Genomic DNA, 14661 nt, shown 5'->3' on the forward strand with positions numbered 1-14661 from the left:
TATGAAGTTAATTAACAAGAAAAATAAAAATTACACTCAGGTTTTTCATTTATTTACTGAAGAAGAATGGACGAAAACGAGTAAAAATTTCAATAAAAACATTGCTACGTTTTTTACAGGAAAGAAAAATGAAATCTTTGTAAACGCCCATGAAGAAGGCATTACTTATTTTATTGGTTTAGGGAAATCTACCTTGCAGAACTTCGAAATTCAGCAGGTTGCCCATAAATTTTCTCAAAGTCAAAAAAAGAATTTGCAGGCAGTTCCGACTTTGATTTTAGCAGATTTTATGACCGAAAAACAATTCGAAGAATTTGTAAAAGGACTTTTAATAGGAACTTACAACTACCCTTTCGAAAAAACGCATGCTTTCTGGAATGCAAAATTTGAGCTTCATTTTGAAAACACGAGTCAGAAAAAATTAGATCATATCAGTCAGAGATCTTTGGCTTTAAGCAATGGACAAATTGCTTGTCAGGATTGGCTTAATAAACCTGCAAACCTCAAAAAACCGGATACTTTCAGTTTATATCTTAAAAATTTAGCAAAGAAATACGACATCAAATACACCTCTTTCAACAGAAAAAAATGTGAGGAACTTGGTTTGGGCGCTTATCTTTCCGTGAATCAAGGAAGCGCTTATGACGCCGCTTTCACTATTCTGGAATATAAAACGACCGCAAAAAATGCCAAAACTTTCGGATTAGTCGGAAAATGCGTTTTGTTCGACACAGGTGGAATCTCTCTGAAAAACCCTGACAATATGCACTATATGAAGTCTGATATGGGTGGCGCAACAGCCGTTTTAGGAACTTTGATTTATGCCGCAGAAATGCAGCTTCCTGTAAATATTGTTGCTATTTTACCCATTACAGACAATGCAATTTCCGAAAATGCTTTCCTTCCAAGTGACGTCATTACGGCTTATAACGGAAAAACGATCGAGATTTTAAATACCGATGCAGAAGGCAGAATGATCTTGGCAGACGGACTTTCTTACATGGCAAGAAACTTCAAAACAGACTTCCTGATTGACCTTGCGACTTTAACGGGAAGCTCAGTGAGAATGTTCGGCGATACTTGTGGTGCCATGTTTTCCAACAATGAGGAATTAAAAAATATTTTAATAAAAACCGGCGACAAAACCAATCAGAGATTATGGAATTTGCCACTTTGGGATGTTTGGAAAGACGATATTCGGTCTGATGTTGCAGATTTGAAAAACATTTCGATGAAACCGATCGGTGATTGCATTGTTGCCGCAAAATTTTTGGAAGAATTCATAGAAAACCACCCAAAATGGGCACATTTGGATATTGCAGGCGTTGCTTTCGGAAGCGTGGGTTATGCAAAGGAAAAAGCTGCAACCGGCTTTGGAGTGCAATTATTGGCAGATTTAATCGAAAATTATCACTAAAAATTAGTTTATTACAAAAATTCTCAGTATAATTGAAATAGGATTTTTCAAAAGCGCATCATATTTTATTATTTAACATTAAATAATCAATAAAAATTAGCTTTTATTTTTGAAAACTCATCAAAAACTTAAAAACATTATATGGAGGAGAAAACAATAGTATGCATTTCGTGCTATTACAAGGGTTATGATTTCATGGACGAAATGAAAAAGCTCGGTAATAAAATAATCTTAGTAACATCAGAAAATCTTAAAGACAAAAACTGGCCATGGCATGCTATAGACGAAGTATTCTACATGCCTGAAGTAAAGCCTTCCGTCTGGAATCTCGATCATCTTGTTCAGGGATTTTCCCACCTGATGCAGACCAGAAAAGTAGATGCCGTTATTGCATTAGACGATTACGATGTAGAAAAAGCTGCCCTCATCAGAGAAAGTTTCCGGATTCCGGGAATGGGACAAACTACCCACCGCTATTTCAGAGATAAACTGGCGATGAGGCAAAAAGCAAAGGATTCGGGAATCAATGTCCCGGAGTTTACGGCGGTTTTTAATAATGACGAGGTTAATCGTTTCGTTGATGAAGTTTCCTGCTCCCTGGGTTTTAAAACCCCGCTCGGAAGCTTCGGCTTCGGGTATAAAAAAACTTACATCCAAAGATGATCTTTGGGAAGCTTTGAATGCGCTTGGAGAAGAACGTCATTTGTTCCTTCTGGAAAGCTTCAAACCAGGCGATGTTTATCACGTTGACAGTCTTACATTTCATAAAAATATCGTTTTCACTTCTGCTTCAAAATACCTTGCTCCACCCATGCAGGTTTCCCATGAAGGAGGGGTTTTCAGAACGAAAACATTGGGAAGATATTCGGATGAATTTAAGGCTCTTGATGAAGCCAATGAAAAAGTTCTTTCCAATTTCGGATTATTAAACGGTGCGACGCACACAGAATTTATCCGAAGCAAAGACGACGGAAAATATTATTTCCTTGAAACTTCTTCACGAGTTGGAGGAGCACATATCCCTGATTTGGTAGAGGCTTCAAGCAATATCAACATCTGGAGAGAGTGGGCAAAAATTGAAGATTCGTTGCTGAGGGGGGAAAACTATGAGGTTTCTAAACCTACAGGATATTATTCAGGCTTAATCATCGCTTTAATTAAAGATAAAGAACCCGATTATAATGATTTTGAATGCAAAGAAGCGGTGAAATTTTTACCGATTGATTATCATGTAGGAATTGTTTACAAATCAAGTGATTCTATCATCGTTCAGGAAAGATTAGACAATGCGGCAGAGAAAATTCATGCAGAAATGTTGAATATTCTTCCTCCAAAAAGCAAACCGACTTCATAATTTTAATGAACAGAGCTATTAATATTCAAGAAATTATTGATTTTATAAAATATAATTCACCTAAGGAATCTAACTTAATAAGTAACTTAGAGACAATTGAATCAGGAGAATGGGAAAGCAAGGCTTATTACAAATTTGTTGATTTTGCGAATGCAAATCAGCAAGGTTCAAAATGGCAGTTTAAAGAAAATATTGTTATGGAACATCCGAAATTTAAAACAATTGTCTTAGATATTCTTGAAAACGATCGACTTGGCGGAATTGAATTTATTAAATTTATATAATTCTCAAGAGCATAATTTTAAATCTAAATAAGAAAAAAATGCCGCAGATAGAGCATACAGATTTTTACTCACATATTTTAGGAATGAGCCTTAAAGTAGAAGTTACAGGTCATTATGGTCACCCGATCATCATGTTCCCGACTTCACAAGGGCAATACACCCAAAACCATGATTTTCATTTGAATGGAAGTATTAATTGGTTTATTGAACAGGGAAAAGTAAAGCTTTATAATATTCAGACCATTGATGCGTGGAGTTTTTATGATGACAATATTTCTCCGAAACAAAGGATTAAAAATTATGAAAAATATGTTCAGTTTTTGATTCAGGAGTTTGTGCCTTATATTCAAAAGATCCATAAAGTACATCGCGTTGCCTTTGCAGGAGCTAGTTTCGGAGGTTATCATGCTGCGAATTTCGCTTTCAGATTTCCTGATGTTGCTTCACATTTATTTTGTCTTTCGGGAGCTTTCAGTATTAGAAATTTTATGGATGGATATTCTGATGAGCTGGTTTATTTTAACTGTCCGAGAGAGTTTGTAAAAAACGACGAAGCCTGGAAATACAAACATATGCACATTGTTTTAAGCACTTCCGATCAGGATATTTGTAAAGATAAAAACATCGAAATGTCAGAAATTTTAAGATCAAAAGGAATCGATTTCTGGTATGACGAAAGAAAGTGGATCAATCACGACTGGCCACTTTGGAGAATGGTTTTCCCAAACTTTATTGGAGCATTCTTCTCTTAACAATTTAATTATTATTAAAAATCAAACAACAAAATATAAAATAAAACATACAATTATGGCAAAAAAAGTAGGAATTCTATTCGGTATGGAAGACACGTTCCCTTGGGCTTTTATCGATAAAGTAAATGAATTGGGAGGCGGAGAAATCATTGCTGAACCAGTGAATATCGACAAGCTGGAACAAGGCGCAGATTATGGTTATGCAGTGATTATCGACAGAATTTCACAAGACGTTCCTTTCTACAGAGCTTATCTGAAAAATGCTGCATTAAACGGAACTTACGTCATCAACAACCCATTTTGGTGGAGCGCAGACGAAAAGTTTTTCAATAATGCATTGATGTCAAAACTGGGAATTCCGCTTCCGAAAACGGTATTGCTGCCTTCCCATGAAAGACCTACAGATACTACAGAAACGTCATTCAGAAATTTAAAATTTCCACACGACTGGGAGTACATTTTCGACTACGTTGGTTTCCCAGCTTATATGAAACCGCACGATGGTGGTGGCTGGAAAAGCGTTTACAGAGTAGAAAACCCGGAAGATCTTTGGAATAAACTAGGCGAAACAGAACAGCTGGTCATGATGGTTCAGGAAGAAATCGTTTTTGATGATTATTACAGAGTTTATTGTCTTGGGCAGAAATATGTTCATATTATGCCGTATGAACCGAGAAATGCTCCTCATTTGAGATATGAGACAACCCATCAGACTCAAGGTAAAGAATTGGAAAAATTATTAAAAACAATTCACGATTATACCATTAAAATGAATGAAGCTTTAGGCTACGATTTCAACACGGTAGAATTTGCGATAAGAGACGGAATTCCTTACGCCATCGATTTTTGTAATCCGGCTCCGGATGCCGATAGAAATTCTGTAGGTGAAGAAAATTTTGCGTGGATTGTAGAGCATTCTGCAAAATTAGCCATTGAAAAAGCAAAAGAATATGTTCCGGGAAAACCCAATATCTCTTGGGGAACTTTCGTAAAAGATTCTGTAAAATAAAACATAAAAAGCACGAAAAAAATGCATCAATTTACTATTGGAATCGAAGAAGAATATCAAATCATTGATGTTGAGAGCAGAGATCTGATCTCTCATGTTTCGAAAATTATTGAAGGCGGAAAAGCGGTTTTAAGTGAAAATTTAAAACACGAAATGCACGAATCCATGATAGAAATGGAAACGGGAATCTGCCAAAACATTCAGGAAGCAAGAGCCGAACTGACGAATTTAAGAAGACACCTTATCAATACCGCACATGAACAGGGACTTCGTGTTTCCGGAGGCGGAACACATCCGTTTTCAAATTGGGAACATAATACGATTACGAATGGAGAACGCTACACTAAAATTGTAGACGATATGGGAGATGTAGCTCGTGGAAATCTTATTTTCGGACTGCATGTTCACATCGGAATCCCGAATCGTGAAGAAGGCGTGAGAATTCAGAATGTGATGCGTTATTTCCTTCCTCATGTTTATGCTTTGTCCACAAACTCCCCTTTCTGGATCGGAAGAAATACAGGTTTTAAATCTTACAGACAAGAAATTTTCGTGAAATTCCCAAGAACAGGAATCCCAAGTTATTTCAATTCTTTGGCTGAGTTTGACAGTTATGTTGAGCTTTTGGTGAAGACAGGAACTATCGATAATGCGAAGAAAATCTGGTGGGATTTAAGAGTTCATCCGTTCTACCCTACCATTGAATTCAGAATCTGTGATATGCCTTTAAGAATAGACGAAACCGTTTGTATGGCAGCAATTATGCAGGCTTTGGTAGCAAAAATTTATAAGCTTCATCAGCAGAATTTAAGTTTCAGAAGTTACAGAAGACTATTATTAAATGAAAATAAATGGCGAGCTTCCAAAAGCGGAATCGAAGCCCATTTGATCGACTTTGGTAAGGAAGAATCTGTTCCTTATCCGGATTTATTAAGAGAACTTCTTGAGTTTATTGATGATGTTGTAGACGAATTGGGATGTCGAAAAGAAGTCGAGTACGTATGGAAAATTTTGGAGCACGGAACCGGTGCAGACAGACAGCTTAGGATCTTTAAAGAAACGGGAGATTTAACAAAAGTAGTAGACTATATGATCTCAGAAACAGAGCATGGCATAACACATAGTGAACACGCTTGGTAATATTTTGGTAACTTTGCAAGAAATATAATGTAGTATGAAAGATATTCGAATCGCTTTGTTGGACATGAATAACAACCATGTAAATCAAGGTTTTAGAAATATAAAAGAAATTTCTGAAGCTTTTCAGCAGAGCACTGAAGAAAATGTAAGTATCAAAACTTTTGATGTAAGATTCAAAAATGAAATGCCGGATATTGAAGATTTCGACATATTCATTTCTTCGGGTGGTCCCGGAGATCCGCACAGAGAAGGACTTGAATGGGAAGACAAATTTGCCAAGTTTCTGGATAAAGTTTTTGAACATAACAAATTTAATGACGACAAAAAATATCTGTTTTTAATCTGTCATTCTTTCCAACTGGCAAGTATTCACTGGAAATTAGGTACCATCAATAAAAGAAAATCTTATTCTTTCGGAGTGATGCCGATACACAAAACAGAAGAAGGGGAACAGGAATTTTTATTCAAAAACCTTCCGGATCCTTTCTATGGCGTAGATTCCAGAGCTTATCAGTTCATTGAGCCGGATCATGAGCGCTTTGAAGAATTAGGAATGAAAATCGTGGCCATCGAGAAATTCCGCCCTCATATCGATCTGGAAAGAGCAGTGATGGCAGTTCGTTTTTCGGAAGAGATCTTTGGAACTCAGTTTCATCCTGAAGCAAATCCTGCAGGCATGATTGAAAACCTGAAAGACGAGAAAAATAAAGAAGCTATGATTGAGAATTTCGGAATGGAAAAATATCTGGAAACAATCGACAGAATTGACGACGAAGACAAAATTATTTTAACGCAGGCACAGATTCTTCCAAGATTCTTACGGTTTGCAAAAAAAAACGTTTTGAATCAGATTGAAGTAACGGCTTAGATAAAAAAACAACAAACATTACTATAGAAAATCGGGCAAAAATTGTCCGATTTTTTAAAATCACAAAAGAAAAAGAATATGATTCCAAAATACAGAAAGCAGTTTAATCAGGAATTTTCACAGGAAAAATACAATCAGCTTAAAGAAATTTTAAAACAAAAAAGTGGTTTGGAACCTTCATTCAGAATTTCCGAAAGTCCATTATTTTTAACTAAAGAATTTGAATCTAAACTCATTGATGCAAGCGACAGCATTATCGATCAGATTAAAAAGTTGCCCAAAGAAACGATACAGAAAGCGATTCCTGACAATTGCAGAGTTCCCAATGATACAGAACAACCTCATTTTTTCACCATCGATTTTGGAATCTGCAAAAGTGAAAACGGTGAAATCGAACCTCAATTGATCGAGCTTCAGGCGTTTCCTTCATTGTATGCTTTTCAAAAAGTTTTTGAAGAAACATTCTGCGAAGTTTACCCTTTTCTTTCTGAGATTCGAAATAAAATGCCCCATGAAGATTTTAAAAATTACGTAAAAGATTTAATTGTTGGTAATGAAAATCCTGAAAATGTAATTTTATTAGAAATTTATCCCGAAAAACAAAAAACAGCCATCGATTTTCTCTTAACTGAAAAATTGATAGGAATAAAAACGGTTTGTTTAACGAAAATAAAAAAAGAAAGTAAAAAATTATTTTACGAAAACGACGGGAAATTAATTGAAATTAAAAGAATCTATAACCGCGTTATTTTTGATGAATTAGACAGAATCCCGGATCTGAAAACAGAATTTGATTTCCGTGAAGATGTTGATGTAACCTGGGTTACGCATCCGAACTGGTTCTTTAAAATTTCTAAATTCTTATTGCCTTTTTTAAAACATCAATTTGTTCCGAAAAGTTATTTCTTACATGAATTTCCGGAAACTGAAAACCTTGAAAATTTTGTTTTAAAACCCTTATTTTCATTTGCCGGAAGTGGAGTTAATTTAAACCCAACAAAAGAAATTACCGACGTCATCGAAGATAAAGAAAACTATATTCTGCAAAGAAAAGTAACCTACGAACCGATTTTTGAAGATATTAACGGTGAATTTTCAAAAGCAGAGATCCGATTATTGTATATTTGGCGCGAAAACGACGAACGCCCTATCCTTCTGGAAAATCTTGGAAGAATGACGAAAGCCGCCATGGTAAACGTAGATTTTAACAAGAAAGATGCCATCTGGATCGGTAGTTCGAATGCATTTTTTGCGGAAGAATAATCTATTTAAACTAATATACAATGGAAGAACAATCAGCTTTTGAAGAGTTTGATGTAAAAAGTAATTTTGTACGAAGAAGAAGTTTATTACCAGTTTGGATCAAGGTTTTCACTTGGTTATTTTTAATCGGAGGTGCAGCAGCAGTCGGAATATTGATCTGTGGATCATTTCTAACTCATATAAGTTTGTCAATCTATGGAATTCAGTCACCCCATCCTTATACATTAACCGGTTTTTTAATTAGTATTCTGTTAATTTATAAAGGAATTGTCGCTTACGGACTTTGGTTTGAACAAAAATGGGCGCCCCAAGCCGCAATAATAGATGCTATTGTTGGGATTGCTGTTTGTATCATTATGATGGCAATTATCCCTTTTACGGTTCCAAATATAAGTTTTACTATAAGATTAGAATTGATTCCTCTTTATTTCTACTTATTAAAAATGCAGAAAATAAAATCCACCTGGGAAAATTTATAAAGCAAAACCTCCGAAAATCCGGAGGTTTTTTATTTTGAAAAGTGTTGGTTTAGGGGCGGCTTCGAAGAAGCCGCCCCTAAATCTCATATTACATCTTATCATCCTCAAGCAATTCTCTCGCCTGATATTCCTGTACAAGGTCGATAGCATTAGAAATAACATCACTTAAAGCGGTGATAAAAGTTCCTTCTTCTGCCATTCCCATTGCGTGTTTCAGGGCATCAATCTCTTTAGGAATCGTTTCATAGCTTACATTTTTTCCTGCTTCATTTATTCCGTCTATAATCAATCCGTTAATCTCTTCCTCAGTTCTTCCACGAAGATGTTTTTCATTTCTGATGATGATATAATCAAACATTCTTCCTGCGATTTTTCCGCATAATCTGATATCTTCATCTCTTCTGTCTCCAACTCCGGAAATGATCCCGATTTTCTTTGTAGATTCTACATTTTTAAGATAATCTTCAATCGCTTCATACCCTGAAGGATTGTGGGCAAAATCAATTAAAACTTTAAAATTTTTAAATTTAAAAACATTCAGTCTTCCCGGAGTAAGCTGTGCACTCGGAAGAAAAGTTCTCAGTGAATTTGAAATATCTTCGATTCCGAAACCTTGAAGGTAACTTGCCAAACTTGCTGCCAAAACATTCTCGATCATGAATTTAGCTTTCCCTTCCATTGTTATCGGGAAATCTTTTGCTTTACCGATTCTTATTTTCCAGTCCCCTTTTTTGATGGTTACAAAACCCTCTTCATAAATGCAGGTAATTTTCCCTTCTTTTGCAAACTTCCTGATGTGCTTGTTGTTTTCATCCATACTGAAAATCGCCACATTGCAATGAAGATCGTTGACAATTCGCATAGAATATTCGTCATCGGCATTCATTACGCTCCATCCGTTCTTTTTTACGCTGTCAAGAACTACCCTTTTTACTTTGGTAAGATCTTTCAGATTGTGAATATCATTCATTCCTAAATGATCTTCTTTAATATTGGTTAAAACACCGATATCACATTGCGAAAAACCTAGTCCTGAACGTAAAATTCCACCTCTTGCTGTTTCCAGAACGGCAAATTCTACGGTTGGATCTTTTAATATAAATTCAGCTGAAAGAGGTCCCGTTGTGTCGCCTTTTGTCAGCATTGTATTTTGAATATAAATTCCGTCTGAAGTGGTAAAACCTACTCTATGACCGTTGCTTTTAACGATATGCGAAATTAATCTCGTCGTTGTTGTTTTTCCGTTCGTTCCTGTTACTGCAATAATCGGAATAGTAAACTGTTTTCCTTGCGGATACAGCATATCAACAACCGGAGCAGCAACATTTCTCGGAAGACCTTCGCTTGGAGCCAAGTGCATTCTGAATCCCGGAGCAGCATTCACTTCAATGATCGCACCGCCGCTTTCTTTCAAAGGTTGGGTAAGATTTTCTGCCATAATATCGATTCCGCAGACATCAAGACCGATGATTTTTGAAATCCTTTCTGCCATCGTAATATTTTCCGGGTGAACCATGTCTGTGACGTCAATAGAAGTTCCTCCTGTCGACAGGTTTGCCGTTGATTTCAAATAAACAACTTCCCCTTTATGAGGAACGGTTTCAAGAGTATATTGCAGTTTATCAAGAAGTTCTGTCGTATCTTTATCTACTTCAATTTCGGTTAAGACATTTTCATGACCATACCCTCTTCTCGGATCTCTATTTTCTTTTTCAATTAATTGCTGCAGATTATGTTCACCGTCTCCTACAACATGAGCAGGAACTCTTCTCGCGGCCGCAACCATTTTGTTATTAATTACCAAAACCCTGAAATCATATCCCGTAATATATTTTTCAACAATTACTTTTTTAGAATATTTTTGAGCGTGTTCTAATCCTATTTTTGCAGCTTCCCAATCGTTAACATTAATAGATGAACCTTTTCCATGATTTCCGTCTAAAGGCTTTAAAACAATAGGATAATTTATTTTCTTAATTACACTTTCTAATCCTTCTTCATCAACAATCAAATCTCCGATCGGAACAGGAATGGCAGCATCATGAAGCATTCTTTTTGTTAACTCTTTATTACATGCAATATCTACGGCAATTGAGCTGGTTTTCCCTGTGATAGTCGCCTGAAATCTCTGCTGATTAACACCATAACCAAGTTGTACGAGAGAGTTTGTTCCTAAACGAATCCAAGGGATTTTTCTGGAAACCGCTTCTTCTACAATACTTCCTGTGGAAGGACCAAGACGAACTCTTTCTCGGATTTCTTTTAATCTATGAATACAGGCATTTAAGTCATATTCTTCTCCATTAATTAAAACTTCTGCAATTTTTACCGCTTCTTCCGCTGCATAAATTCCTGCATTTTCTTCAATATAATTAAATACAACATTATAAATTCCCGGAGTTTTTGTTTCGCGTGTTCTTCCGAAACCCACATCCATTCCCGCTAAAGTCTGGATTTCTAAAGCGATGTGCTCAATAACGTGTCCCATCCAGGTTCCTGTTTCTACACGGTGGAAAAAACCGCCTTCAACACCTTCAGAACATCGGTGAGTATACAAAGATGGAATCAGTTTTTCCATCCTTTCGCGGAAGCCTTCAATTTTGTTGGTAGGGAAATTCTCCAATTCTTCGAGATCCAACCTCATCTGTATCAGCTTCTTTCTTCTGATACTCCAAATATTTGGACCACGCAGCGCCTGTATCTTCTCAATTTTCATAATCTATTTGCATTTTTAATAGTTAACAATAACTCCATTTAAAATCAAAGATAATGCAAAAGCCTAAAAAAAACTATACCACAGTTAAACATTTATCAAAAAATAAAGAAAATTTATCAACAATTCTAAAATCCTCACAATCAATTAAAATGTGGTAGGAATTTCGTCAAATGTTAATTATTTTTTAAATTTGCAGTCTATGATGAAACCCGTTGGAAAATTAATTGTAATCGGAGGCGCTGTGAACAAAGGCAGCTTTGCCGAAACCGATTTTGATCAGAACATAGAGAAAAACCTCAATTTCTTTGAAAGAGGTATTCTTAGAAAGATCATCAATGAATCAAAACTTAAAGAAGATTCCGTTATTGAAATTGTAACGACAGCTTCGCAAATACCGCAAATTGTAGGTTCAGAATATAAAAAAGCATTTGAATTTTTAGGTGCTAAACATGTAAATATACTTGATGTTCACAATCGTGAGGAAGCCAATTCCGACGCTATTGTAGCCAGAGCAAACGCTGCAGATGTTGTGATGTTCACCGGAGGAGATCAGTTGAGACTGACTTCCATTCTTGGTGGAACAAGATTTCACGACACTATTTTATTAAAATATCAGGAGCAGGATTTTATCTATTCCGGAACTTCAGCCGGAGCAGCAGCCGCTTCTGAAAATATGATCTATCAGGGAAGCAGTTCTGAAGCTTTGCTGAAAGGTGAAATAAAAGCTACGCAAGGTTTAGGACTTATTGATAATGTGATCATTGATACCCATTTCGTACAGAGAGGAAGAATCGGAAGGCTTTTCCAGGCTGTTGTGAGCAATCCGAGAACATTGGGAATCGGTTTGGGAGAAGATACAGGTCTTTTCATCCATAATGATGTAATGACTGCTGTTGGTTCCGGACTTGTAATTTTGGTCGACGGAAGATTTATTAAAGATACCAATCTTACCAATATCAACTTGGGAGAGCCAATTTCTATTGATAATTTAACCGTTCATGTGATGTCGATGAATGATCATTACGATTTAACAACCAAGACATTAACGATAGAGAATTCTCAGTTTAATCCGATACCGCAGGAGAAATAAGAACTGCAAGTTTCGTGACACGAGGTTTAATAATTGAGTAAAAAAGATTTTTTAATTTTATTTGCTTTAAAAACGTCTATCTTAAACTCAAATTTATTTTAGATCTAAATCTCGAAACATAATTTTTAAACTTATGAAAATAATCATCCACGGCGGATTTTTCTCGGAAAGCGATCAAAGCCACGAAGTAAAAGTTGCCAAACAGGAATCTTTAAAAAATATCGCCCAAAAAGCGTTTGAATATCTTCAATCACATGCTGCGTTTGACACCGTTGCTTATGCTGTCTCTTTGCTGGAAGACGATGAATTGTACAACGCAGGAATCGGTTCACAAATTCAAAGTGACGGCATCATCAGAATGAGCGCCGCTATTATGAATGGCGAAACTCAGAAACTGAGCGGTGTCATCAATATTCAGGATGTAAAAAATCCGATTTTTGTTGCTAAAGATTTAATCCACGAAGATGACAGGGTTTTGGGAGGAAACGGTGCGAAAATTTATGCTAATGAAAACGGTTTCGAGAATTTTTCAACTGAAATTCCGCAAAGAAGAAAAGAATATTTAGCCAAATTAAATAACGGAGGAAAAGGAACTGTAGGCTGCGTTGCCATTGATAAAGACGGAAAATTAGCCGTTGCCACTTCCACAGGAGGAAAAGGTTTTGAAATTCCGGGAAGGATTTCTGATTCTGCCACTGTTGCCGGAAATTATGCCAATTCTTTCTGCGCCGTAAGCTGTACCGGAGTTGGTGAAGATATTGTGAGCAATGCCACTGCCACAAAAATTGTAACAAGAGTGACCGACGGAATGTCTCTGGAACAGTCTTTCACAAAAACTTTTGAAGAATTAAAAACAATCGATGGCTTTGCAGGTGCGATTGCCATTGATAAAAACGGAAATATTTATCATCAGGATTCTTATCCGAAAATGGTTTTTGCAAGTTTCGATGGGGAGAATTTTGATATTTTTAATTAATTTTAACATTATTTTATCATTCCATTTAATTTTTTGGCACACATTTTACATGATTACTAATAACCAACTTTAATATTAACATTAAAAAATAGAAATCATGGGAAACAAGACAAAAGGTTTATTAGCATTAGTAGGTTTAGGAGCATTGGCATATTGGAAGTATAAAAACTCAAGTGCTGAAGAACAACAAGCCGTAAAAGATAAAATAAATAATGCAAAAGACAACCTGAATAAATGGGGAAATGATCTGAAGGATAAAGCTAATAATGTTGCTTCACAGGTTCAGGATAAAGTAGAGGAAGTGAAGAACAAAGCACAGGAAACTGTAAATTAAGGCTAGTTTATTTAACATTCATATATACAGAAAGTCATCGTAATTCAGAACTACGATGACTTTTTTTGTGCTTCGATGGCAAAAACCAACGGTATTTTGTTTCCGAACGGCGAGATTCTCCATTTTCCTTTTTCAAATTCTTCGACGTGTTTGAAAGATGGATAAGGCGACCAATCAAATTCTTTGAATTTTTTTATCTGAATATCGTTTTCAATTAAATTCTGAAGAACATCCGCCAAAGAATGATTCCACATCACATAATCCTGTACAATGTCTGCAGATTGATCGGCGTAAGTTCCTTCATAGGTCTCTACAATTGGTTTTTCGTTGAAATAATTGTATTTCACGCCTTCAAAATCATCATCAAACATCCAGATTACAGGATGAAATTCTGCCATGACAAATTTCCCATCCGGTTTCAGAAAATGATCGATAATTTTTGCCCATTTACCAAGATCCGGAAGCCAGCCAATTGTTCCGTAGCTTGTAAAAACAAGATCAAATTTTTGATCCAAAATATTCGGAAGATTGTATAAATCCGTACAAATAAATTGCGTATTCGTACCCGCTTTCTGAGCCAACTCTTTTGCTGTTTCAATAGCTTTATCAGATAAATCGATTCCGGTAACTTTCGCACCCATTCTCGATAACGAGATCGAATCCTGACCAAAATGACATTGCAAATGAAGAATACTTTTGTCTTTTACATCTCCCAAAAGCTCTAGTTCGATTGAATTAAGAGAAGTTCTGCCCTTCAAAAATTCATCCACAAAATAAAAATCTGATTTTAAATGCGGCTCTACTTTGGCATTCCAGGAGCTTTTGTTGATTTCTAAATAGTTTTCCATGAGTTTTACTTTGGTTTAAAGTTTTAACAAAAATTTCAAATCATAAGATACATAAAAATACATTCAACACAATTTGTCATTCGGGAGGAATCTAAGCATAGTATTAAAAAATCGTTTGGAAAGATTCACAC

At 35.9% G+C, this 14661-nt stretch carries 15 protein-coding genes; 13 read left to right on the top strand and 2 right to left on the bottom strand.

Annotated features, from left to right (window positions below):
• The first annotated feature begins 1 nt into the window (after position 1).
• From J3D55_RS14435 to J3D55_RS14475, 10 genes are all read left to right on the top strand, one after another.
• Positions 2–1417, top strand: coding sequence for a M17 family metallopeptidase (locus J3D55_RS14435; protein ID WP_259132170.1), 1416 nt, complete (start codon positions 2–4; stop codon positions 1415–1417).
• A gap of 204 nt (positions 1418–1621) precedes the next feature.
• Complete coding sequence (locus tag J3D55_RS22345; protein WP_310467058.1) at positions 1622–2080, top strand: ATP-grasp domain-containing protein; 459 nt, start codon at positions 1622–1624, stop codon at positions 2078–2080.
• Positions 1998–2771, top strand: a complete 774-nt coding sequence (locus J3D55_RS22350; protein ID WP_310467060.1) for an ATP-grasp domain-containing protein — start codon at positions 1998–2000, stop codon at positions 2769–2771. The genes J3D55_RS22345 and J3D55_RS22350 overlap by 83 nt, the downstream gene beginning before the upstream one ends.
• Positions 2772–2776: 5 nt before the next feature.
• Positions 2777–3055, top strand: coding sequence for a hypothetical protein (locus tag J3D55_RS14445; RefSeq protein WP_259132172.1), 279 nt, complete (start codon positions 2777–2779; stop codon positions 3053–3055).
• Positions 3056–3093: 38 nt separating this feature from the next.
• On the top strand, positions 3094–3807 hold the full coding sequence (locus tag J3D55_RS14450) for an alpha/beta hydrolase-fold protein (protein ID WP_259132174.1): 714 nt from the start codon (positions 3094–3096) through the stop codon (positions 3805–3807).
• A gap of 55 nt (positions 3808–3862) precedes the next feature.
• Positions 3863–4816: an ATP-grasp domain-containing protein gene (locus J3D55_RS14455; protein ID WP_259132176.1), complete on the top strand. Its 954-nt coding sequence runs from the start codon at positions 3863–3865 to the stop codon at positions 4814–4816.
• A gap of 21 nt (positions 4817–4837) precedes the next feature.
• Positions 4838–5956, top strand: a complete 1119-nt coding sequence (locus tag J3D55_RS14460; protein WP_259132178.1) for a carboxylate-amine ligase — start codon at positions 4838–4840, stop codon at positions 5954–5956.
• Positions 5957–5990: 34 nt separating this feature from the next.
• Positions 5991–6824: a type 1 glutamine amidotransferase gene (locus J3D55_RS14465; RefSeq protein ID WP_259132180.1), complete on the top strand. Its 834-nt coding sequence runs from the start codon at positions 5991–5993 to the stop codon at positions 6822–6824.
• Positions 6825–6902: 78 nt separating this feature from the next.
• Positions 6903–8087 carry a hypothetical protein gene (locus J3D55_RS14470; RefSeq protein ID WP_259132182.1) on the top strand — a complete coding sequence of 395 codons (1185 nt, stop codon included), beginning with the start codon at positions 6903–6905 and terminating at the stop codon, positions 8085–8087.
• A gap of 20 nt (positions 8088–8107) precedes the next feature.
• Positions 8108–8566, top strand: a complete 459-nt coding sequence (locus J3D55_RS14475) for a hypothetical protein (protein ID WP_259132184.1) — start codon at positions 8108–8110, stop codon at positions 8564–8566.
• Positions 8567–8654: 88 nt separating this feature from the next.
• On the opposite strand, the gene cphA is transcribed toward J3D55_RS14475, so the two are convergent.
• Positions 8655–11282, bottom strand: coding sequence for a cyanophycin synthetase (gene cphA / locus J3D55_RS14480; protein WP_259132186.1), 2628 nt, complete (start codon positions 11280–11282; stop codon positions 8655–8657).
• A gap of 202 nt (positions 11283–11484) precedes the next feature.
• Between cphA and J3D55_RS14485 the strand changes: the two genes are divergently transcribed.
• From J3D55_RS14485 to J3D55_RS14495, 3 genes are all read left to right on the top strand, one after another.
• Positions 11485–12372 (top strand): cyanophycinase, encoded by an 888-nt coding sequence (locus J3D55_RS14485; protein ID WP_259135108.1) that lies wholly within the window; start codon positions 11485–11487, stop codon positions 12370–12372.
• A gap of 133 nt (positions 12373–12505) precedes the next feature.
• On the top strand, positions 12506–13348 hold the full coding sequence (locus J3D55_RS14490; RefSeq protein ID WP_259132187.1) for an isoaspartyl peptidase/L-asparaginase: 843 nt from the start codon (positions 12506–12508) through the stop codon (positions 13346–13348).
• 97 nt (positions 13349–13445) lie between these two features.
• Positions 13446–13682: a YtxH domain-containing protein gene (locus J3D55_RS14495; protein ID WP_259132188.1), complete on the top strand. Its 237-nt coding sequence runs from the start codon at positions 13446–13448 to the stop codon at positions 13680–13682.
• A 50-nt stretch (positions 13683–13732) separates the two neighbouring features.
• Here J3D55_RS14495 and J3D55_RS14500 read toward each other — a convergent pair whose 3' ends face one another.
• Positions 13733–14530, bottom strand: a complete 798-nt coding sequence (locus J3D55_RS14500; protein ID WP_259132190.1) for a class I SAM-dependent methyltransferase — start codon at positions 14528–14530, stop codon at positions 13733–13735.
• Positions 14531–14661 lie beyond the last annotated feature (131 nt).

This window comes from Chryseobacterium ginsenosidimutans (genome assembly GCF_024807225.1).
Classification (GTDB): Bacteria; Bacteroidota; Bacteroidia; order Flavobacteriales; family Weeksellaceae; genus Chryseobacterium; species Chryseobacterium ginsenosidimutans.